Source organism: Arthrobacter sp. 4R501, from assembly GCF_002929755.1.
Taxonomy (GTDB): Bacteria; Actinomycetota; Actinomycetes; order Actinomycetales; family Micrococcaceae; genus Arthrobacter.
The window spans coordinates 44,339-66,509 of sequence record NZ_PJIW01000009.1 but is presented as its reverse complement, the minus strand read 5'-3'; the positions used below and the strand labels follow the sequence as shown (position 1 = coordinate 66,509).

General features: G+C 66.4%; 16 protein-coding genes and 1 pseudogene. 6 read left to right on the top strand and 11 right to left on the bottom strand.

What is annotated here, in order from left to right; genetic code table 11:
- The first annotated feature begins 47 nt into the window (after positions 1-47).
- From CXR02_RS10645 to CXR02_RS10625, 5 genes are all read left to right on the top strand, one after another.
- Entirely contained in the window at positions 48-1,166 is a 1,119-nt protein-coding gene (locus CXR02_RS10645; protein WP_104061981.1) for a low specificity L-threonine aldolase, read from the top strand.
- Positions 1,167-1,227: 61 nt separating this feature from the next.
- Entirely contained in the window at positions 1,228-1,878 is a 651-nt protein-coding gene (locus CXR02_RS10640) for a DUF3000 domain-containing protein (RefSeq protein WP_058929308.1), read from the top strand.
- Positions 1,879-1,909: 31 nt separating this feature from the next.
- A complete protein-coding gene (locus tag CXR02_RS10635) occupies positions 1,910-3,238 on the top strand; it encodes an HRDC domain-containing protein (RefSeq protein WP_104061980.1) in 1,329 nt (442 codons plus the stop codon).
- 118 nt (positions 3,239-3,356) lie between these two features.
- Positions 3,357-4,646, top strand: coding sequence for a thiolase family protein (locus CXR02_RS10630; RefSeq protein WP_104061979.1), 1,290 nt, complete (start codon positions 3,357-3,359; stop codon positions 4,644-4,646).
- The gene (locus CXR02_RS10625; RefSeq protein WP_104061978.1) at positions 4,643-6,859 is read left to right on the top strand and encodes a 3-hydroxyacyl-CoA dehydrogenase NAD-binding domain-containing protein; all 2,217 of its coding nucleotides are present in this window, start codon (positions 4,643-4,645) and stop codon (positions 6,857-6,859) included. The genes CXR02_RS10630 and CXR02_RS10625 overlap by 4 nt, the downstream gene beginning before the upstream one ends.
- On the opposite strand, the gene CXR02_RS10620 is transcribed toward CXR02_RS10625, so the two are convergent.
- Genes CXR02_RS10620 through CXR02_RS10610 form a run of 3 tightly spaced genes read right to left on the bottom strand, consistent with a single transcriptional unit; the run spans position 6,845 to position 9,979 of the window.
- The gene (locus CXR02_RS10620; RefSeq protein WP_104061977.1) at positions 6,845-8,374 is read right to left on the bottom strand and encodes an ABC transporter ATP-binding protein; all 1,530 of its coding nucleotides are present in this window, start codon (positions 8,372-8,374) and stop codon (positions 6,845-6,847) included. The genes CXR02_RS10625 and CXR02_RS10620 overlap by 15 nt on opposite strands.
- Positions 8,374-9,120, bottom strand: coding sequence for an energy-coupling factor transporter transmembrane component T (locus CXR02_RS10615; protein WP_104061976.1), 747 nt, complete (start codon positions 9,118-9,120; stop codon positions 8,374-8,376). The genes CXR02_RS10620 and CXR02_RS10615 overlap by 1 nt, the downstream gene beginning before the upstream one ends.
- Positions 9,121-9,130: 10 nt before the next feature.
- Positions 9,131-9,979 carry a glycosyl transferase family 9 gene (locus tag CXR02_RS10610; RefSeq protein ID WP_104061975.1) on the bottom strand — a complete coding sequence of 283 codons (849 nt, stop codon included), beginning with the start codon at positions 9,977-9,979 and terminating at the stop codon, positions 9,131-9,133.
- 296 nt (positions 9,980-10,275) lie between these two features.
- On the opposite strand from CXR02_RS10610, the pseudogene CXR02_RS22900 reads away from it, so the two are divergent.
- Positions 10,276-10,447: pseudogene (locus CXR02_RS22900) on the top strand (mycothione reductase); the annotation flags it as partial.
- 9 nt (positions 10,448-10,456) lie between these two features.
- Here the strand turns inward: CXR02_RS22900 and CXR02_RS10600 are convergent.
- From CXR02_RS10600 to CXR02_RS10565, 8 genes are all read right to left on the bottom strand, one after another.
- Positions 10,457-11,482, bottom strand: coding sequence for a nucleoside hydrolase (locus CXR02_RS10600; protein ID WP_104061974.1), 1,026 nt, complete (start codon positions 11,480-11,482; stop codon positions 10,457-10,459).
- A 12-nt stretch (positions 11,483-11,494) separates the two neighbouring features.
- Positions 11,495-12,472, bottom strand: coding sequence for an aldo/keto reductase (locus CXR02_RS10595; RefSeq protein WP_104061973.1), 978 nt, complete (start codon positions 12,470-12,472; stop codon positions 11,495-11,497).
- Between the two features lie 10 nt (positions 12,473-12,482).
- A complete protein-coding gene (locus CXR02_RS10590) occupies positions 12,483-13,043 on the bottom strand; it encodes a hypothetical protein (RefSeq protein WP_104061972.1) in 561 nt (186 codons plus the stop codon).
- Complete coding sequence (locus CXR02_RS10585; protein WP_104061971.1) at positions 13,040-13,657, bottom strand: DUF402 domain-containing protein; 618 nt, start codon at positions 13,655-13,657, stop codon at positions 13,040-13,042. The genes CXR02_RS10590 and CXR02_RS10585 overlap by 4 nt, the downstream gene beginning before the upstream one ends.
- A complete protein-coding gene (dxs, locus tag CXR02_RS10580) occupies positions 13,654-15,627 on the bottom strand; it encodes a 1-deoxy-D-xylulose-5-phosphate synthase (RefSeq protein ID WP_104061970.1) in 1,974 nt (657 codons plus the stop codon). The genes CXR02_RS10585 and dxs overlap by 4 nt, the downstream gene beginning before the upstream one ends.
- Before the next feature lie 129 nt (positions 15,628-15,756).
- Positions 15,757-18,567 carry an aconitate hydratase AcnA gene (gene acnA, locus CXR02_RS10575; RefSeq protein WP_104061969.1) on the bottom strand — a complete coding sequence of 937 codons (2,811 nt, stop codon included), beginning with the start codon at positions 18,565-18,567 and terminating at the stop codon, positions 15,757-15,759.
- A gap of 152 nt (positions 18,568-18,719) precedes the next feature.
- Positions 18,720-20,135, bottom strand: coding sequence for a class I SAM-dependent RNA methyltransferase (locus CXR02_RS10570; RefSeq protein ID WP_104061968.1), 1,416 nt, complete (start codon positions 20,133-20,135; stop codon positions 18,720-18,722).
- Positions 20,132-22,108 (bottom strand): APC family permease, encoded by a 1,977-nt coding sequence (locus tag CXR02_RS10565; RefSeq protein ID WP_104061967.1) that lies wholly within the window; start codon positions 22,106-22,108, stop codon positions 20,132-20,134. The genes CXR02_RS10570 and CXR02_RS10565 overlap by 4 nt, the downstream gene beginning before the upstream one ends.
- Positions 22,109-22,171: the final 63 nt, after the last annotated feature.

Sequence of the window (22,171 nt, the reverse complement as noted above, 5' to 3'; positions counted from 1 at the left end):
TGACCGGCCGGACCCGACCTCCCTAGACTGAGAACGTGAGCAAAGCAATGACGACAACTACGGCAGATACTGCCCCCCGGCTTGAAAATCCCGCCGCCCGGCTGCATGACGCGTCCATCCGCGGTTTCGCCTCGGACAACTACTCCGGTGTGCACCCCGAGGTCCTGGCCGCCCTCGCGGCGGCCAACGAAGGGCACCAGGTGTCCTACGGCGAGGACGACTACACGGCACGGCTGCAGGGGCTGATGGAGGATCACTTCGGCGAGGGCATCGAATGTTTCCCGGTGTTCAACGGCACGGGGGCCAACGTGCTGTCCCTGCAGTCGCTGCTCCCGCGCTGGGGTGCTGTGGTGTGCGCATCGACGGCGCACATCAACATGGACGAAAACGGCGCTCCGGAACGGATCGGCGGGATAAAACTCCTGCATGTCCCCACCCCGGACGGCAAGCTGACGCCGGAGCTGATTGACCGCGAGGCGTGGGGTTGGGGCGATGAGCACCGGGCGCAGCCGCTGGCAGTGTCCATCACGCAGACCACCGAGCTTGGCACCTGCTACACCCCGGATGAGGTCCGGGCTATTGCCGACCATGCCCACGCCAAGGGCATGAAACTCCACATGGACGGCGCGCGGCTGGCCAACGCCGCCGCGCACCTGGACGTGCCGCTGCGGGCTTTCACGCGCGACGCCGGCGTGGACATCCTCTCCTTCGGCGGCACCAAAAACGGGCTGCTGTACGGCGAAGTGGTGGTGGCCCTGAACCCCGAAGCGGCCCACGGCCTGAAGTTCCTGCGCAAGATGAACATGCAGCTGGCCTCGAAAATGCGCTTCCTGTCCGCCCAGTTCATCGCCCTGCTGGAAGGCGACCTGTGGCTCCGTTCTGCGTCGCACGCCAACGCCATGGCCGCCCGCCTCCGCGCCGCGGTGGACACGATCGAGGGCGTCGAGCCCACACAGAAGACGGAGTCCAACGGCGTGTTTGCCGTCCTGCCGGCCGGCATGGCTGACCGCCTGCGGGAGTCCTTCCGGTTCTACGACTGGGATGAAGCCGCCCGCGAGGTCCGCTGGATGTGCTCCTTCGACACCAGCGAGGACGACGTCGACGCCTTTGTGGCCGCGATCCGACGGGAACTTGCGGCCCACCACGCGGGCAAGGAAGCCGGATAGCATGGACCGGCCGACGGCGAGCCTGCACTGCCCGCCCCCTGCTCTTGCGTAGTCTGCGAAGGTGAACGCACTAGCCCAGGTTCCCCCGGATTTTCTCCACGCCTTGGGAACCCTCCGGAAGGCCCAATGCCGCAGTGAACTGCGCCTGGCGGAAATTCCCGCCCCGGCGCGCCTGGCACCGTTCGCCGTGGCCCTCGGGGCCGAGGTCATGGCGCCCGGACCGGGCAGCGGCACAACACCGGTCCACGGGCCCGCCGCCATGGCTCTGGCGGCGGCCTCCGGCACCGAGGACGACGACGACACCGAGCTGGCCACGGGCCGCTTCATCCTGCTGCACGACCCCGAAGGCTCAGCAGTCTGGGACGGCGAATTCCGGATTGTCACCTACATCCGGGCCCAGCTTGAGCCCGAAATGGGCAACGACGAAATGCTGGGCACCGTCGCCTGGACCTGGCTGGTCGAGGCGCTGGAGAACCACAAGGCCCCCTACCGGGCGGCCGGCGGGACCGCCACCCGCGTCCTGTCGGAGAGCTTTGGAACACTTTCCGACCGGCCCGGATCGATCGATATCGAGCTGCGCGCCTCCTGGACACCGGAGTCCTCGGACGTTACTGCCCATCTGGAGGCGTGGTCAGACATGGTCTGCACGTTCGCCGGCCTCCCTCCTCTGCCTGACGGCGTCACGGCCCTTCCACGCCGGCGCCGGAACTAGGACTGCCCCTTGTCGGTAAACTGAAGGCATCATGACCCCTCATATTCCGGAAAACACCACGGCCGGCGCTCCGGCTGCTGATACCACTCCCCACATCACGGTGGAAGGCTTCGACAGCCAGGTCCCCGTAGTCATTGACCTCGATGCACCGCGCGACGGCGTGCCACTGGTTATCGAAACGCAGTCCGGGCTGGAGCGGTGCGCGGCAGCCATCGCCGCCGGAACAGGGCCCGCAGGGGTTGATGCAGAACGGGCCTCAGGATTCCGGTACGGCCAGCGCGCGTTCCTCGTGCAGATCCGGCGCGAAGGCTCCGGTACCTGGCTGATCGACCCTGAACCGTTCGAGAACCTGTCCATCATCAACGATGCGCTCCAGGGCGTGGAATGGATCCTGCATGCAGCCAGCCAGGACCTGCCGTGCCTGCTGGAGCTGGGCATGTGGCCGGACAAGCTCTTTGATACGGAGCTCGCCGCACGGCTGGCCGGCCTGCCACGCGTTGGCCTGGCTGCCGTCATCGAACAGCTGCTCGGGTTTGGCCTGGCGAAGGAACATTCGGCTGCCGACTGGTCGACGCGGCCGCTGCCCGAGCCGTGGCTGCGCTACGCCGCCCTGGACGTGGAAGTCCTGACCGAGCTGCGCGAAGAACTCATCGAACTGCTGCAGGCCGACGGCAAGCTGGAATACGCCGAGCAGGAATTTGCCGCGATCCTTGCCGCCGGCGTCGCCCCTCCCCGGGTTGACCCCTGGCGCAAGACGTCGGGCCTGCACCAGATCCGTGACCGGCGCCAGCTGGCCGCTGTCCGCGAAATGTGGCTGGAGCGCGATTCCCTGGCGCAGAAACGCGATGTGGCGCCGGGACGGCTGATCCCAGATTCCGCCCTGGTGTCCGCCGCCAAGGCCATGCCGTCCACCGTTCCCCAGCTGCTCGGCACCAAGGGCTTCCATGGCCGTGCGGCTCAGCGCGAGGCACCCCGCTGGCTCCGGTGCATCGCCGCTGCCCGCGATCTTGAGGACCTTCCGCCGCTGCACCTGCCCACCAACGCACCGCCCCCGCCGCGGGTGTGGTCCGATCGGGACCCCGAGGCCGCCGCACGCCTGTCCACCGCCCGTCCGCTCCTGCAGGAGAAGGCGGAGGAACTGAACCTTCCCGTGGAGAACCTGCTGACGCCGGACTATCTGCGCCGCGTGGCGTGGCGTCCGCCGTCGGACATTACCGAAGTAGCCGTAGCCGCCGAGCTGCGCGTCCTCGGTGCCCGCGAATGGCAGATCGGCGTGGTGACACCACTTCTCACGGACGCGTTCCTCAACCCGCAACCGCTGCCGGCCAAGGAAACCAAGGCAACCGCAGCCACCGAATAAACGCCCCTCACCGAGCCTTGCACACTATGTTACTGACGAGTAACATAGTGTGCACTGCCGTCCCAGAGCGCTGCCCTTTGGCCTCCGGACGGCGCCAACGTCTCGATGAGGAGTAAACGTGAGCCACCACGGAAGCAGCGGATCCCCGCGAACTGTCCGCGACGTCGTTTTTGTTGACGGCGTCCGCACACCCTTCGGCCGGGCCGGCGAGAAAGGCATCTACGCCGGAACCCGCGCCGATGACCTGATGGTGAAGTGCATCCGCGAACTTCTGCGCCGCAATCCCACGCTGCCCGCGGCCCGGATCGACGAAGTCGCAGTCGCAGCCACCACCCAGACCGGCGACCAGGGCCTGACGCTCGGCCGCACAGCCGCCCTCCTGGCAGGGCTCCCCCGCACCGTCCCCGGCTTCGCCATCGACCGCATGTGCGCCGGCGCCATGACCGCAGTCACCACAACGGCCAGCGGCATCGGTTTCGGCGCCTACGACGTGGTGATCGCCGGCGGCGTGGAGCACATGGGCAACCACCCGATGGGTTCCGGCGCCGACCCGAACCCGCGCTTTATGTCCGAGCGCCTGGTGGATCCCGCCGCCCTGAACATGGGCAACACTGCCGAAAACCTGCACGACCGTTTCCCCGCCATCACCAAGGCACGCACAGACGCCTACGCGGTTGCCTCGCAGGACAAACTCGAGGCCGCCTACGCCAAGGGCCAGATCCAGCCGGACCTCGTTCCGGTCGCTACCCTCAAGCCGGGTCAGGGCTGGACTGTGAACAGTGTTGATGAGCCGCCCCGCCCGGGAACCACGCTCGAGGACCTGGCGGCCCTCCGGACTCCCTTCCGCGCCCACGGCCGCGTGACGGCAGGCAACGCCGCCGGCCTGAACGACGGCGCCACCGCCGCCGTCCTGGCCTCCTCGGAAGCCGCCGCGGAACTGGGCCTGCCGGTCAAGATGCGGCTGGTCAGCTACGCCTATGCCGGCGTCGAACCGGAGGTCATGGGCATCGGCCCCGTGCCCGCCACCGAAAAGGCTCTGAAGAACGCCGGACTCAGCATTGAGGACATCGGACTTTTCGAGATCAACGAAGCATTTGCCGTGCAGGTCCTGAGTTTCCTGGACCACTTTGGAATTTCCGACGACGACCCCCGGGTGAACCGGTACGGCGGCGCCATCGCGGTGGGCCACCCCCTCGCGTCCTCCGGGGTAAGGCTCATGAACCAGCTCGCCCGGCAGTTCGAAGAAGACCCCTCCGTCCGGTACGGGATCACCACCATGTGCATAGGCTTGGGCATGGGCGCCACCGTCATCTGGGAAAACCCGCACCACGCCGAGTATGGCGGGGCCGTAGCAGCAGTCGTCCACGAAGCAAACTCAGTAGCCACCACCGAAGGAGCCGCCGCATGAGCGCCGCCGATTTCACCAAGCTTGCCGAGCTCTTCCCCGACGAAACCGTGACCCACTCGTACGTCCAGGACATCAAGCTGCCTGCCGGCCCCGGCCAGCAGAGCCCCGGAGTTTTTGCGCTGATCACCCTGGACAACGGCCTGGACCATTCCAAACCCACCACGCTGGGCCCCAATACCCTGGTGGAACTGGGCACGGTCCTGGAGGGCCTGAAGGAGCGTGCGGCCCGCGGCGAGATCGTGGGTGTGGGCGTGACGGGCAAACCGTACTTCCTCGTGGCCGGCGCCGACCTGTCCGCGGTGAAGTCGCTGGAGAACCGGGATCATGGCCTGTGGATGGCGCAGCTTGGGCATGACGTTTATGCCACGCTGGCCAACCTCGGCGTTCCCAGCTTCGCGTTCATCAACGGCGTTGCCTTGGGCGGCGGCCTAGAGATCGCCCTGCAGTCCACCTACCGCACGGTGTCCACCGGCGCCGGCGCGCTGGCGCTTCCCGAGGCCTTTATCGGCCTGGTCCCCGGCTGGGGCGGCGTCTACATCCTGCCACGCCTGATTGGACCCGAGAACGCGGTCAAGGTGATGATCGAGAACCCGCTCAGCAACAACCGGACGCTCAACGGGCCGCAGGCCTTCCAGGTCGGTATCGCCGACGCTCTGTTCGAACCGGCAGACTTCCTGGAACAGTCCCTCGCCTGGGCGGCCACCGTCATCACCGGCGAGGTGGTCCCGGCACGGGCCAACGCCGTGGATCCCGCTGATCCCGCCGTTGCCGGGCGCTGGTCCGCAGCGGTCGCCGCCGGCCGGACGTTCGTGGAGGCCAAGACCTCCAACGCCTCGCCTGCGCCCGCTATGGTCCTGGATATCCTCGACGCCAACCGGACCATGTCCCAGGCCGAATCGGCCGCCCTCGAGTGTGAAACCCTCGCCGGTCTGATGCAGACAGACGAATTCCGCGCCACGGTCTACGCGTTCCTGGATTTGGTCCAGAAGCGTTCCAAACGGCCTGTCGGCGCACCGGACCGTAAGCTCGCCCGTCCGGTCACCAAGATCGGCGTCGTGGGGGCAGGCCTCATGGCCAGCCAGCTGGCCCTTTTGTTCGCGCGCCAGCTCAAGGTCCCTGTGGTGATGACGGACATCGACCAGGCCCGTGTGGACAAGGGCGTGGGCTACGTCCATGCCGAGGTGGACAAGCTCCTCGGCAAGAAACGGATCAGCCAGGACGCAGCCAACCGCACCAAGGCACTGGTCACGGGATCGGTCTCCAAGGAGGCCTTCGCGGACGCGGACTTTGTCATCGAGGCCGTCTTCGAAGAGCTGAACATCAAGAAGCAGGTCTTTGCCGAGGTTGAGGCAATCGTCTCGCCGGACTGCATCCTCGCCACCAACACGTCCTCGCTGTCCGTCACGGCCATGGCCGAAGACCTCGCGCACCCGGAACGGCTGGTTGGCTTCCACTTCTTCAACCCGGTGGCCGTGATGCCGCTGCTCGAAATCGTGCGGGCACCCAAGACCGACGACGCCGTGCTGGCCACCGCATTTGAGCTGGCCAAGGGCCTGAAGAAGACCGCGGTTCTGGTCAAGGATGCGCCGGCCTTTGTGGTCAACAGGATCCTGCTGCGGCTGATGGGCGAAGTGACGGCCGCGTTCGACGAAGGCACCCTTGCCGAGGTGGCCGACACGTCGCTGCGTCCCATGGGCCTGCCGATGACGCCGTTCACGCTGGGTGCCATGGTGGGCCTGCCGGTGGCCCAGCATGTCCAGGAGTCCCTGCACGCCGCCTTCGGAGACCGCTTTACCGTGTCCACGAACCTGCAGAAACTGATCGAAAACGGCGTGAAATCGCTCTGGGCCGCGGCGGCCGACGGCTCCCAGGAGATCCCGGAGTCCACCCTGTCGCTGATGTCCTTCGGCCGGTCACCGTCCACCGGGGACGACGTGCTGCGCCGTGTCCAGGATGCCCTCGCCGAGGAGATCGGGCTGATGCTGGATGAGGGCGTAGTGGCCGGTCCTGAAGACATCGACCTCTGCATGATCCTGGGCGCTGGCTGGCCGATGTTCCTGGGCGGCATCACGCCGTACCTGGACCGTGTTGGCGCCTCCGAACGGGTCAACGGCAGGCGGTTCCTGGCGCCCGGCGTCGCGTCCGGTGTGGCGGATCAGTCCTCCGAATCAGTCAGCCCGGATGCAGCCACCCCGGAATCAGTCCGCGGGTAGCAGGCGGCCGGCCTCGATGCGCACCAGCCGGTGCGCGATGGACCGGGCGTAGTCCAGGTCATGGGTGACCAGCACGACGGCGGTGCCCTCCGCCGTCGTGCTGCGCACCACCCGGTCCAGCGCGGCCAGCCCATGGCCGTCCAGGGAAACGGTCGGTTCGTCCAGTGCAAGGACTGAGGGACGCCGGGCAAGCACTGTGGCCAGTGCCAGAAGCCGCTGCTGGGACGCGGGCAGTTCGGCCGGGTGCCGCCCGGCAAGGTGCTCCAGTCCAACGGCGGCGAGGGCCTGCTGCACCGCCTGGTCAGCCGCCGGCTGCCCATGCTCGAGTCCGAAGCGGACTTCCCGTTCCACGGTCCGCTCAAACAGCTGGTCCCTGGGCTGCTGGAAGAGGAGCCCGACGTCGGCGGCCACGCGTCCCGCGGGCTGTCCACCGATGTTCCGTCCCCTGACCAGCACGCTGCCTGCCGTGGGCTGGAGCAAGCCGTTGAGGTGCCTTAGGAGCGTGGACTTTCCGGCGCCGTTGGGACCTGCCACAGCCAGGATCTCGCCCGCGCTGACGGCCAGGCTCAGTCCGTGCAGGACCGGGTCAGCAGGCGGGCCCGGTTGTGCCCTTAACCAGCCTCTACGCTGCGTCCCCCGGTATGTGAACGAGACGTCACGCAACTCCAAAGCCGGCGGACCGTCGACGACTGCTGGAAAACCGGCTTCTGCCAGCGGCAGGGGACCTGCCTGCGGGCGGGGGCAAACCACACCCGCCAGTTCCAGCGCCCCGGCAGCCACGATTTCTGCCGGCGAGCCAACCGCGGCCACGGTACCGCCGGCAAGGACCAGCCAGGTATCGGCGTTGTGCAGGAAGGCATCGGCCCGCTGGCTCAGGACTACGACGGCGGTGCCGTCCTGGACGAGGTTCCGCACCAGGGCAGCGAGGTCTTCGGCTCCGTCCGTGTCGAGGGAGGCGAAGGGTTCGTCCATGATGAGAACCTCGGGGCGGGAAATGACCGCGCAGCCGATGGCCAGGCGGCGCAGCTGGCCACCGGAAAGCGTGGGAGGATCCCGGTCCAATAGCAGGGTCAGGCCCGTCAGTGCTGCCGTGTGCCGGACGGCGCCGGCCATCGTCGCACGGTCAATCCCCGCGTTTTCCAGCCCGAAGGCCAGCTCCTCGGCCACCGTGGCACGGATAGTGGACAAGGCGGCCGCTGGATCCTGCGGCACAAAGCCCACCTGGCGGCCCCAGCTCCCGGGATCGATCCGCGGATCGGCAGCTGTTCCGATGAACCGGAGGCGCGTGCCGGCAAGCTCGAGAAAACCCGTGAGTGTCCCGCCGTCGCCGGGCAGCAACCACCCGGCGAGCAGGCGTCCCAGGGTTGACTTGCCGCTGCCGGATCCGCCGAGCACGGCTGTCAGCGATCCCGCGGCGAAGGCCACGTCGAGCCCCGCCAGAACCGGTTCCTGCTCGCCGGAGAAGACAAATTCTTCGATACCCGCGGCCAGAGCCGGGGGTGAGCTTTGCGCCACTAAGAAGCACCCGCCGTCGGCTGCCAGAGACGGGCGGCGATGGCCGCCACCGCCGCCAACACCAGCACGAGGCGAACCCACCGCTGGACCGGAGAATCCTGGACCGCCCGGTAACTGGTGCGATGCCCGGTGCTGCCGAACCCGCGGGCCTGTAAGGCTGCCGCGCGGGTGCCGGCTTCCTCCACGAGGGACAGCACCAGGGGAACTGCCTGCCATCGGAACGCGCCTGCGCGCCCGACAATTCCAGGCCTGATCACCAGGCCACGCGCTTCCTGGGCCTGCCGGATCCGCCCCAGCCGTGAACTGATGGCCGGCAGCAGTGTCAGGGTGGAGGCGAGCACAAACGCGAACCGCGCGTGGACGCCGCGGGCGGACAGGGCCGCCACAAGGTCCGGGACGCTTATGGTGAAAGAACATAGCAGCAGCACCAGCACCGCCGCGGAAAGCTGTGCAGCCCGCTGGAGGGCAAAATGGAGCCCTTCCACGGTGACCCGCGCAGGGCCCCATTGCGCCAGGACCGTGGTGCCCTCAGGAAAAAAGAGTCCGTGCATGGCCAGCAGTGACAGGACCAGCGGAGCCAGGATGACCGCCCCCACAGGCAGCATCCGGCGGGCCACTCCCCCGGCTACCGACAAGCCCGCGGCCGCGGCGATCACGGTGAGGGACAGCGGCCAGCTGGCAGCCGCCGTCGTGATGACTGCAGTGCTGCCGGCAGCCGCCAGCGACGTCAGCGGGTGAAGACGCATCAGGGCCGGGTCAGGCGTCCTGGCCGGTGGATTTGCCGGTGGATCCGCCGGTGGGCTGGCTGATGGCTGTTCCGGCCAGCACGCGGTACCGCCGGACAAACGGGAACTGAAGGCGGGTGCGGCGCGGCAGGGCGTAGACCAGGACGGCCACCAACGTGAAGACGATGGCCTTGTCCATGGGGTCCGAGATGAGGGCCTGCTTGGTGATGGCCGCCAGGAGGGTGTCACCCATGGAGCGGAAGGCGCTGACGATGGCGCCGGTGGCCAGGCCGGAGGTGCCGCCGAAGACGAACGCGGCAACGGGAGCGGAGACTACACCGCCGATGATGCCTGCCAGGAACCCTGCCACCGGCGCCAGGTAGAAGCGCCGGAACAGGCCGTGGCGCGCGGCGACGCCGGCCAGGAAGCCGATCAGGGCGGCACCGGCGGCGAACGCCAGGACGGTGGGGTTGAAGAAGGACCAGACAATGCTGCTGAGGGCACCCGTGGCTGCTCCGGCGGCGGGTCCGGCCAGGACGGCGATCAGGACGGTGCCGATGGCGTCGAGGTAGAAGGGCACCAAGGTGCTGCCCACGAACTGGCCCAGGACAATGTTCAGCACCAGTGCCACCGGGATCAGCACCAGCGTGGATACGGGCAGCGTGGGCAGCACGCCGATGATCAGCAGCACGGCCCCGATGAGGAAGCCGGACAGGGTGATCAGTGCCGACGCGCTGCCGGGGCCGCCGGTGATGTCCGCGGGCTGGTTCAACACCAGGTAGATGTACGTGCCGGCGATGGCCAACGCTCCGAGGGTTTCCAGCAGGCGGCGGTTCCGGGCAGTGGCCGGGGACGGCAAGGTGAGGGAGGGCGATGACATGGCGTTCCTTCTGGGATGCAGGCTGTGGCGCCCGGATGGCCCGGGCAGTGAGGAACGCCGCCTATGTCACCTCGGCGGCAGCCGGGGGCGTCTGCGCCGGCCCGGATCCGGCATCAGTCTACCGGTTCCGGAATCCCGGCATGGTGACGGGCAGGGATCCCCTTGCCCTGCAGACCCGGGTCTGGCCGATCCCTTATGTGTTGTTGTGGTTCCCGGTGCTCCCTGTTAGTGGCTGCGTTCGCGAGTGAGCCCGGACGCATCTCGACTTTCCGGTGGGAATGGGCATGGAGGGCATCGACTACGCCTATGGCTGGGCCATGGAGGACGAGGAAGGGGTGGTCAAGCTTGTGGCCGAGCGGTCCACCGGCCGCGCGGGGACCGTACTGGATCCATCTGGCCCTCATAGAAGTGGTGGAGAACGCCCTGCTCGCGCTGGACGTGGACTTGCCTGAAAACGCCCCGCTGTAGGGCGAACATTCAGCGCAGCCGCGCCGCGAGGCCGCCGACGGACCGTATCAATTCCCCGAAGGCCTGCTCAGGGTTGTTGTTCGAGACGATCCGGGCATTTGGCGGGTGATTCCACAGGTTCCGGTAATCGGCCACGGTGGTCCCCATCAGCAGGGGCGAGTCAACCTCGACGTCCACGGTGGCCAGGCGGGTTGCGTAGTCGAGCGTCCCGGCGGCCACACCGGCAGCGAAGTAGTCGTGGACGTGCGCCAGGTAGCCCTGGCCGTAGAGACGGTGAAACTCAAAGTAGAAGCGCAGGGCATCGGACAGGTGCCGCACCAGCGGACTGTCGGCCGTGCTCCTGAGTCCTTCAGGCTGCTTCGGCAGGACCAGCTCCCGCTCACTGCAGCCGGCCGCCTCCGCGAGCCGCAACACATGCTCCGGCCGCAGCTCGATCCGCTCAGTGGTGTCCAGTGAACAGACAATGGGCAGCCGGTCCACCGGCAGGCCGCGGTAGGCCGCATAAACTTCCTTGGCCGCCTGCGGATCAACGTGAGTATTCCATTCGGCGGTGGGAGTGGTGTTCCCCTGGTGGTAGAAGCTGCCGCCCATGATCACCACCTTGCCCAGCAGTTCGGGCAGCCGGGGTTCGCGCCGGATGGCCAGTGCGAAGTTCGTCAGCGGCGCCGTGATCAGGGCCGTGAGTTCCCCAGGATCTGCACGGGCGGCCTCCACCCACAGGTCGGCGGCGTGCCGCGCCGAGACCGTCCCGGACGGCGGCGGCAGGACGGCGTGGCCAATGCCCTGGGGTCCATGGGTTTCCGGCGTCGTCACCAGCGGAATGCTCAGCGGAGCGAATGCTCCGACGGCGACCTCCACCCCGGTGCGTCCGCACAGTTCCAGCATGGCGAGGGTGTTCCGCGCCACCTGGTGTGCGTCCACGTTCCCGGGCGATGCCGTCACGGCCACGAACTCCACCTCCGGCAAGGAGGCCAGGTAAGCCAGCGCCAGGGCATCGTCGATCCCGGTATCCACGTCCAGCAGCAGTCTTGTCATCGGCGGAGTCTCCTAAAAGAGTGCGGCTTTGGGGACCTTCGGGAAGATCGCATCCAGTTCGGCGAGTTCCGCCGGCGACGGCACCCAGGCAACAGCGGCCGCATTTTCGCGGATCTGCTCCGGCCGGGTGGCGCCGGCGATCACGCTGCTGACAGCAGGCTGGGCCGCGAGCCAGGAGAAGGCCACCTGGATCTCGGTCAGGCCGCGGACTGCCGCGAAGGAACTGAAACGCTGCAGCTGGTCCCAGTCGGCGTCGTGCACCATGTTGGTCCGTGTATGGCTCAGCCGCGACCCCGCCGGAGCCGAGCCTGGCGAATACTTGCCCGTCAGCAGGCCGTTGGCCAGCGGGAAGTAGGGCAGGACACCCAGGCCGTAGGCTTCTGCCGCCGGGGTGACCTCGAGTTCTGCCCGCCGGTCCAGGAGGTTGTAGTGGTTCTGCGTCGAAATGAAACGTGTGCCGCCGGCGGCCCGGGCCACAAATTCCGCCTCGGCGATCTGCCAGCCGGCGCGGTTGGAGTGTCCGATGTAACGGACCTTGCCGCTGGAGACAAGGTCATCGAGGGCACTTAGCGTCTCCTCGATGGGGGTCAGTGGGTCAGGCGTGTGGAACTGGTAAAGGTCGATCCAGTCCGTGCCCAGCCGCCGCAGCGAGGCCTCCACCGCACGGACAATGTAGCGCCGGGACCCGCGGGCCCCAAAGTCGTTGCCATTGGCACCCCGGACATCCATGCCGAACTTGGTGGCCACCACCGCATCATCCCGCTTGCCGGCCAGGGCCTTGCCCAGCATCGTTTCGCTGAGTCCGGGCTCCCGCCCGTAGCTGTCAGCAACATCGAAAAGCGTCACGCCGGCGTCGAAGGCGGCATGAACGACGGAGTCAGTCCCCGCCTGCGATTCGGTCACTGTGTTGGCGCGGCCCAGGTTGTTGCACCCGAGCCCCACCACGGAGACGGTCAGCCCGGAGTTCCCCAGGCGTCGGTAGTCAGGCATGGATTTCCCTCTAGAGGCTGAAGGAGTTGGCAGGCTTCGGGGAGTGCTTGAGTCTGAAGTTGTCCGGTTCGCTGAAGGGCGCGGCGCCGATGCTGAGCTTCGTGAAGTCGAGGTCTTCGCCACGGCTGCAGACCTTGATGGCGCTGACAGCCTTGTTCACGTCGGGGCAGAGGCAGAAGATGTTCAGTTTATAGTCGCTGAACACCGAGCGTTCCACGGTTCCCAGGCCGCGCCAGGCCAGGTGGCTGATGAGCGCGTCCTTCGCCTTTTCCTCAAGGTAGCGGTCACGGTCCGTGCCCTCCTTGGTTTTGAGGGCGAACTGCGCCACCACCCAGAACTGGTCCTCGTCGGGGATTTCGGCGAAGCCGTCCTCGGCGCACTGCACGGCAAAGGCATTCATCAGGCCCTCCACCGCGGCGGCGTCCGCCACATCGGTCTCTTCGGTTTTGCTCTGGTGGCCAACCACGCCGTAGTTCATCACAAACTGGCTGTAGTCCTCGTCGAACCAGCCTTCACGGAAGTGCAGTACTCCCTCGTCGTCCCGTTTGTAAACCCTGATGATCCCGCTCATGACCGTCCCTTCGTGAACCATCCGGCGTCTGTTCCGTCGAATGGTGCGTGCTGTGCCTTGACGGCCTGATATAGCTCGTCCGCGGCCGCCTGGATGTCATCCACCAGCAGGTCCGGGTAATTCATGGCGACGCGGTGCTGGGCGAACTCGTCCTGGTCATCGATGAAGACGCCCCGGCCGGCCATGCGGATCACGTCCAGGTCCATGTCGATCACATGGAACTCGGTGACGGCGGGCCGGATGTCCGTCCACTCGTGGGCGACGGCGAGGTCAACGTAGACCCTGACGCCGCTGGGGTGGGCGTCGTCGTAGAACGTGGCCACCCAGTCTCCGGACCGCGGCACCAGGAGCACGGCGTCGGATGCTGTGTAAAAGGCGGCGCCCGGGCGCGAACAGAATTCGTTGGTTCCCTGGAAGATCCACCAGCCGTGCCGGTCCTCGCCGAGGTACCGCCCCGGGACCACCCAGTGGGCTTGCCCGTTCCATTTCCGGTTCCGGGCCACCACCAGCTGGCCTGGCTGCAGTCCCGCGGGAACGCGGGTGGTGCTCGTGTGCCTCGCCGGACTTGAATCCCCGACGGCGGCCGGATACTTCAGTGCGTCTTCTTCCCTCACAGGATCGGCAGGCTGCCGGTGGTGGGGTGCTCCTGGCCTGGCAGGGGGCGCGCGAAGGGGACTTTTGTGCCCAGAACCTGGGCGACGACGTCGTGCGTGATCTGCTGGGCCGTCAGCCCGACGCGCTCCAGCACCTGGCTGCGCGTGCCGTGGTCCAGGAACTCCGCAGGGAGCCCCACCTCGTTCAGGGCGGTGTCCACGCCGGCGGCGCGCATTTCCTGGCGGATCCGCGATCCGACGCCGCCTGCCCTGACACCGTCCTCGATGCAGATGACGAGCCGGTGGTGGGAGGCCAGCGCGATGATGGAACGCCGCACCGGCAGCACCCAGCGCGGGTCCACCACGGTGGTGCTGATGCCTTGGGCGCCCAGGCGGTTGGACACGTCCAGGGCCAGTTCGGACATGGCTCCGACACTGACGATCAGGACGTCGTTTTCGGTGGAGCCGGCCGGCCGGCGGGCCAGCACGTCAACACCGTCGGCCAGGCGTTCGATGGCTTCCACTTCGGAGCCCACGGTGCCCTTGGAGAAGCGCACCACGGTGGGGGCGTCGCTGATGGCCACAGCCTCGCGCAGCTCTTCCCGCAGCCGGGAGGCGTCGCGCGGCGCGGCGAGGTGGAGTCCGGGAACGATCTGGACCATTGCCATGTCCCACATGCCGTGATGGCTGGCCCCGTCCGGCCCGGTGACACCGGCCCGGTCCAGGACGATGGTGACGCCGGCTTTGTGCAATGCCACGTCCATCAGGAGCTGGTCAAAGGCACGGTTCAGGAAGGTGGCATACACGGCCACCACGGGGTGGAGCCCGCCGAAAGCCATGCCGGCGGCGGACGTCAGCGCATGCTGCTCGGCGATGCCGACATCGATCACGCGGTCCGGGTGCTTGGCCGCAAACTTATGCAGGCCCACGGGAATGAGCATTGCCCCGGTGATGCCCACAATGTCGGGGCGTTCATCGGCGATCTTCGCGATCTCGTCAGCAAAAACAGACGTCCAGGACTGTGCCCCGGAGACTCCCGTCGGTTCGCCCGTTTCCGGATCGATAATGCCGACGGCGTGGAACTGGTCCGCTTCATGGGCCCGGGCCGGGGCGTAACCGTGGCCTTTTTCGGTCATGGCGTGGACAATCACCGGGCCGGCGTAGTTCCTGGCCGTGGACAGTGCGTGCTCCATGGCCTGCAGGTTGTGGCCGTCAACCGGGCCGATGTACTTCATGCCGAGGTCCTCGAACATGCCCTGCGGCGCCCACCAGTCCTTGATGCCCTTTTTCATGGCATGCAGGCTCTTGTAGGTGAACTGGCCTACGGGGCCGCCGTTCTGGAGCTTCTTCTTCCACCAGTCCAGCGTGCCTTCATAGGCTGGGGCGGCGCGGAACGAGTCGATGGTGGGGCGCAGTGAGGCGAGGTAGTCCGCGAAGCCGCCCACCGTGGGGGCATAGGAGCGGCCGTTGTCGTTGACGACGATCACCACGCGGCGGCGCTTGTCGGCCGCAATGTTGTTGATGGCTTCCCAGGCCATGCCGCCGGTCAGCGCCCCGTCTCCGACGACGGCGACGGTGTAGCGCTCCGACTCGCCGGTGAGCTGCCTGGCACGGGATATGCCGTCCGCCCAGGAGAGGGAGGAGGAAGCATGCGAGCTTTCCACAATGTCATGCTCGGACTCGGCGCGGGACGGGTAGCCGGACATGCCGCCCTGCTGGCGCAGGGTACTGAAGTCCTGGCGGCCGGTGAGGAGCTTGTGCACATAGGACTGGTGGCCCGTGTCGAAAACAATGCTGTCCCGGGGCGAATCGAAGATGCGGTGCACGGCCAGGGTCAGTTCCACAACGCCGAGGTTCGGTCCGAGGTGTCCACCTGTCTGGGAGACGTTGGTGATCAGGAAACTCCTGACCTCAGCGGCCAGCTCTTCGAGCTGCCCTTGAGACAGCTGGTTCAGGTCCTGCGGATTCCGGATGGTGTCCAAGATTCCCAATGACCCCTCCTTCGGGTGGTAGACGTGCCTGTTAACTCTAACGCCTCGCGGAAAATGCAAAGCCGAAGCCCCGGCTGGTCGGTGACCGGCCGGGGCTTCGAAAGAGTACTGCGTGGGTTCAGATTCCGGCTAGTTGGCCGAGATCTGGCGCAGGACGTACTGCAGGATGCCGCCGTTGCGGTAGTAGTCGGCTTCGCCCGGAGTATCGATGCGGAGTACTGCATCGAAGGACTTGGCGGAGCCGTCTTCTGCGGTGGCGGTGACCTTGAGGGTCTTGGGCGTGGTCCCTTCGTTCAGGGCAATGACGCCCTCAACCGAGAAGGTTTCCGTGCCGGTCAGCCCCAGGGTGGCTGCGGATTCTCCAGCCGGGTACTGCAGGGGCAGGACGCCCATGCCGATCAGGTTGGAGCGGTGGATGCGTTCGTAGCTCTCGGCGACGACGGCCTTGACGCCCAGGAGGGCGGTGCCCTTCGCTGCCCAGTCACGCGAGGATCCGGAACCGTATTCCTTGCCCGCCAGGACCACCAGCGGGGTGCCGGCTGCCTGGTAGTTCTGCGCAGCGTCGTAGACATATGCCTGCGGGCCGTCAGCCTGGGTGAAGTCGCGGGTGAAGCCACCTTCGACGCCGTCCAGGATCTGGTTCTTGATGCGGATGTTCGCGAAGGTGCCGCGGATCATGACTTCGTGGTTGCCACGGCGTGAGCCGTAGGAGTTGAAGTCCTTGCGCTCCACACCGTTGGCCAGCAGGTACTGGCCGGCCGGGGTGTCCGACTTGAAGGAACCGGCCGGGGAGATGTGGTCGGTGGTGACCGAATCGCCCAGCTTCAGCAGCACGCGGGCGCCGGAGATGTCCTGGACGGGTTCCGGCTGCGCCTTGATGCCGTCGAAGTACGGGGGCTTCCGGACGTATGTGGAGTTCGGATCCCAGGCGAAGGTGTCACCGGCCGGCGTGTCGAGCGCCTTCCAGCGTGCGTCGCCGTCAAAGACGCCCTCGTAGCCGCGGGCGAACATGTCCTTGTCGATCGAGGAATCGATGACCTGCTGGACCTCAACCGGGTTGGGCCAGATGTCCTTCAGGAAGACGTCGTTGCCGGCTTCGTCCTTGCCGAGGGAATCGGTGTCGAAGTCGAAGTCCATGGAACCGGCCAGGGCGTATGCGATGACCAGCGGCGGGGAGGCCAGGTAGTTCATCTTCACGTCCGGGTTGATCCGGCCCTCGAAGTTGCGGTTACCGGAGAGCACCGCGGTGACGGAGAGGTCGTTGGCCTGGATGGCCTCGGAGATTTGGGCGTCCAGCGGTCCGGAGTTGCCGATGCAGGTGGCGCAGCCGTAGCCCACGATGTAGAACCCGAGCTTCTCCAGGTACGGGGTCAGGCCCGACTTGTTGTAGTAGTCAGTGACAACCTTGGACCCGGGAGCCACAGAGGTCTTGACCCACGGCTTCGAGGTCAGGCCCTTGTCGACGGCGTTGCGGGCCAGCAGGGCTGCGGCCAGCATCACCGAGGGGTTGGACGTGTTTGTGCAGGACGTGATCGAGGCGATGGACACCGCTCCGTGGTCCAGTTCGAACTCGCGGCCGTCTTCAGTCTTGATGTGCACCGGGTTGGTCGGACGCCCGTGGGCGCCGTTCGCTGCGGACACAACACGGCTGGTCTCGGTGGTGTGCGAGTCGGCGTGCGTGAACGACGGCGCATCCGATGCAGGGAAGGACTCGTCCAGGGACTCGTCCACGCTGCCGTCTTCGATGGCGACGTAGTTGTGGATGTCCTTTCGGAACTGTTCCTTGGCATCCGTCAGCTCAATGCGGTCCTGGGGACGCTTGGGGCCGGAGATGGAGGGAACAACGGTGGACAGGTCCAGCTCAAGGTACTCGGAGAACTTGATCTCGCGGGAAGCATCGTGCCAGAGGCCCTGTTCCTTGGCGTAGGACTCCACGAGTGCCACATTTTCGTCCGAGCGGCCGGTGAGGCGCAGGTAGTCCAATGTGACGTCGTCGATGGGGAACATTGCGGCGGTGGAACCGAATTCCGGGCTCATGTTGCCGATGGTGGCTCGGTTGGCCAGCGGCACTGCCGCAACACCTTCGCCGTAGAATTCCACGAACTTGCCCACAACACCGTGCTTGCGCAGCTGCTCGGTGATGGTCAGCACCACGTCCGTGGCGGTGGCGCCGGCCGGAATGGACCCGGTCAGCTTGAAGCCAACAACACGCGGGATGAGCATCGAGACAGGCTGTCCCAGCATGGCCGCTTCGGCTTCGATGCCGCCAACGCCCCAGCCCAGGACACCCAGGCCGTTGACCATGGTGGTGTGCGAGTCGGTGCCGACGCAGGTGTCCGGGTAGGCCCGGAGGACGCCGTCGATTTCGCGGGTCATGACGGTGCGGGCCAGGTATTCGATGTTGACCTGGTGCACAATGCCGGTTCCCGGGGGAACAACCTTGAAGTCATCGAATGCGGTCTGGCCCCAGCGCAGGAACTGGTAACGCTCGCCGTTGCGCTGGTATTCGATCTCCATGTTGCGCTCCAGTGCGCCGGAGTTGCCGAAAGCGTCGATCTGCACGGAGTGGTCGATGACCATTTCCGCAGGAGCGAGGGGGTTGACCCGCTTGGGGTCGCCGCCGAGTTCCTTGACCGCTTCACGCATTGTCGCCAGGTCCACCACGCAGGGGACGCCGGTGAAGTCCTGCATGATCACGCGGGCAGGCGTGAACTGGATTTCTGTATCGGGCTGGGCATTAGGATCCCAGCCGGCCAAGGCACGCACGTGATCGGCCGTGATGTTCGCGCCGTCCTCGGTCCTCAACAGGTTTTCAAGCAATACCTTGAGGCTGAACGGAAGGTTTTCTGCACCTTCAACGGAGTTCAACCGGAAAATTTCGTATTCGGTTCCGGCTACATTAAGTTTGCCTTTTGAACCGAAGCTGTCCACAGTGCTCATCGCAGGACTCCTCTCGCAACAGTTTCATCTTTGTCGCGCGGTAGACCGCTTGCTAGTTAGGCAGGCCTAATTAGTGCTGGCCACACAAATTGCAGGAGGTCAGCCGTGAATACGGGGCGCGACGTGGGATTACTACCGCCATCCTAGTAGCATCACGGACCCGGCGTCAGCAGCGCTACCGTCTCCAGGTGGTGGGTGTGAGGATAGAGATCGAAGGCCCGCAGGCCCGCCAGGGACCAGCCAGCCTGCTGGAAGTACCCAACATCCCGGGCAAATGATGCCGGGTCGCAGGAGACGTAGGCGATGGCGCGGGGCCCGGCAGCGATCAGCTGGCTGACCACGGGCTTCCCGGCGCCCGCCCGGGGCGGGTCCAGCACAATGGCATCGAAATTCCGCGGCTTTTGGCGGAGGACTCGTTCCACCCGGCCGTGTTCGATCTCCACTTGCGGCGCACCGTGAAGGTTCTTGCGGGCGTCCCGGCTGGTTCCCGGCGCGCCTTCCACCGAGAGAACGGACCCGGTCTCCCCCACCGCGTCAGCCAGGGGAGCCGTGAACAGCCCGGCCCCGGCATAGAGGTCTGCCACCACGGAACCCGGCGCCAGGAATCCGCCATTGTGAAGGAAATCTGTGATGGCCCCCACAAGCGTCCCGGGCGCGTCGCGGTGGATCTGCCAGAAACCGGCGCCCGTAACCCTGTAGTCGTGGCCGGCTGCCGACTCCTGGACCCAGGTCCGGCCGCGCAGCTGCGCAACTTCCCCGGTCAGGGGGTCGAACGTGGCCACGGAAACATCGTCCGGAAGCTGGGCCGCGATGGCACTGAGCCGCTTGGGCTTGGTGCCGGGTGCAGGAGCCAGCAGCACCAGTGGGCGCGAACCGTTCGACGGCGCTGCCACCTCCACGCGCTCGATGCCGGTCAGGTCGAGCTCCCACAAGCGCAGCCGGTTGATGCGCTCCGTTGCGAGCGGCATCTCCCGGACGGCAATGACGTGGTCGGAACGGTGCGCGTGCATGCCAAGTCTGCCGCCCGGAGTCACCGAGAAGCTGGCGCGCGTCCGCCACCCCAGGCCAGTGCCGGCGTCGTACGTTGGCTCAGTCTCCTGGCTGGAATCCGGCCCGCCCGCCTCCACAGCCTCCACGAGGTTTCCGAGGTCCAGCCCTTCGGGCAGGCGTTCGACGGCGGCGAGCCGCTGAAGCTGTTCGGCCAGTACCGCCGACTTGAGCGTGCGCTGTCGGGCCAGCGAGATGTGGCCGAATTCGGCCCCGCCCACCGGCGGATGCCCACGGGCCCAGGCGCGGAGGGAGTCCGCCGGACGCCAGAAGTGCTCCATCCGGTCCGGGGAGGCTTCCAGCACCTCCACAACGTCGGCGCGCCAGAACTTGGCGGACTCCCCCGCGTCGGTGAGGCGGACGCGTACCTTTTCGCCGGGGATGCCGTGCCGGACAAAGATCACCCTGCCCTCGTGCCGGGCCACGCAGTGGCCGCCGTGGGCCACCGGGCCGACGTCGAGCACCAGTTCGGTGGGGGCTGCCGTGGCAGTTGCGGGGTGGCTCTGGGTCTGGGGGTTCATCGGATATCCTGCATTTTTTTGGCTTCTTCGGACGATTTCAACTGCCACGGGACACTGGCCACCATCACGCCAGGTTCGAAGTGCAGCCGGGTTTTGATACGCAGCGCCGTCTGGTTGTGAACCAGCTGTTCCCACCATTTGCCGACCACGTATTCGGGAATGTAGACCACGATCAGGTCGCGGGGGGAATCACGGCGCATGTTCTTGACGTATTCCATAATGGGCGTGATGGTTTCCCGGTACGGGCTGGCGAGGACGGTCAGCGGCACGGGGATCTCCAGCTTTTCCCAGTCTGCAACCGTGTGCGCGGTTTCTTCTGCGTTAATGTCCACAGTGATGGCGTCCAGCCGCGACGGCCTCGACGCCCGGGCGTAGGCCAGGGCACGCAACACCGGTTTGCGCACGTGGGACACCAACAGTACCGCGTGGACCCTGGATGGCAGGGCCCGCGGCGAGGAGTCCTCGTCCACGGCAAGTTCCTTGGCCACGTTGTCATAGTGTGCCCGGATGCTCCACATGATCAGGAACAGGATAAACATGGCCAGCAGCGCGATCCACGCGCCTTGCTGGAACTTGGTGATCAGCACGATCACCAGGACCAGGGACGTCATGCCGAACCCGATGCTGTTGATGGTGCGGGACTTCACCATCCGGCGTCGGGTGGCTTTGTCCTTGGCGAGCTTGAGGTGCCTCCCCCAATGCCGGATCATGCCCAGCTGGCTGAGCGTAAAGGAAATAAAGACGCCCACGATGTAGAGCTGGATCAGTTTGGTGACGTCGCCATTGAACGCGAGGATCAGCACCAGCGCTCCGGCGGCCAGGGCAAGGACACCGTTGCTGAACGCCAGGCGGTCTCCCCTGGTCCGCAGCTGGCGCGGCAGGTAGCCGTCCTGGGCGAGGATGGAGCCAAGTACCGGGAACCCGTTGAACGCGGTGTTCGAGGCGAACACCAGGATCACTCCGGTGGCGGCGACCACAATGAAGAACAGGATTGATCCCGGGCCGAAGATGGTCTGGGCGATCTGGCTGATGGCAGGACTCTGGATGTAATCCTCCGGCAGCGGCAGGCCGTTCATCAGGAATTCCGTCGCCGGATCCAGCACAATGTGCACCTTCGTGGCGTTGGCCAGAAAGATGATGCCGGCCAGCATGGACGAGGCGATGACGCCGAGCAGCAACAGCGTGGTGGCTGCGTTTTTGCTCTTCGGTTTCTGGAAATTCGGCACACCGTTGCTGATGGCCTCAATGCCGGTCAGCGCGGCGGCGCCGGAGGAGAACGCCCGGAGCAGGAGGAAGGCGCCGGCCAGGCCCACCAGCCCTTCGTCGAAACCGGGAGCCGGCACAATCTCGAAGGCCGCCGACGGTGCTTCGCCCAGCTGGCCTGTCGCGGCCTGGACGACGCCCACCGCCGTCATGCCGAGGATCGCCGCCATAAAAATGTACGTGGGGACGGCGAAAACGCTGCCGGCTTCCTTGATGCCGCGGAGGTTAACGAGGGCAAGGATTACGACGCCGATGGTGGCGAACAGGGCCTGTTGCCCGTGCAGGGAAGGCACCGCCGTGGTGAGGTAGGTGGCCGCCGAGGACATCGAGACGGCCACCGTCAGGACGTAGTCCACCAGGAGCGCCGAGGCCACAGTCAGCCCGGAAAACTTGCCCAGGTTTTCGTTGGCGATCTCGTAGTCTCCGCCGCCGGAAGGGTAGGCGTGCACGTTCTGCCGGTAGGACGCCACCACAGTCAGGAGGACCACCATGACGGCCAGGCCCACCCACGGCGAAAAGGCCACCGCACTCACGCCGGCCAGGGCCAAGGTGAGCAGGATTTCATCGGGGGCATAGGCCACCGAGGACAGTGCGTCGGAAGCGAAAACCGGAAGTGCTATCCGTTTGGGTAGCAAGGTATGGGCGAGCCTGTCATTCCTGAAGGGCCTGCCCACCAGCACCCGTTTCACGGCATTCAATATAGTCAGCACTCCACAAAGCTAGTCTGATTCCCCGCCCATGTCATGACGGCGTCCGGGCGGATGCAGCACGCG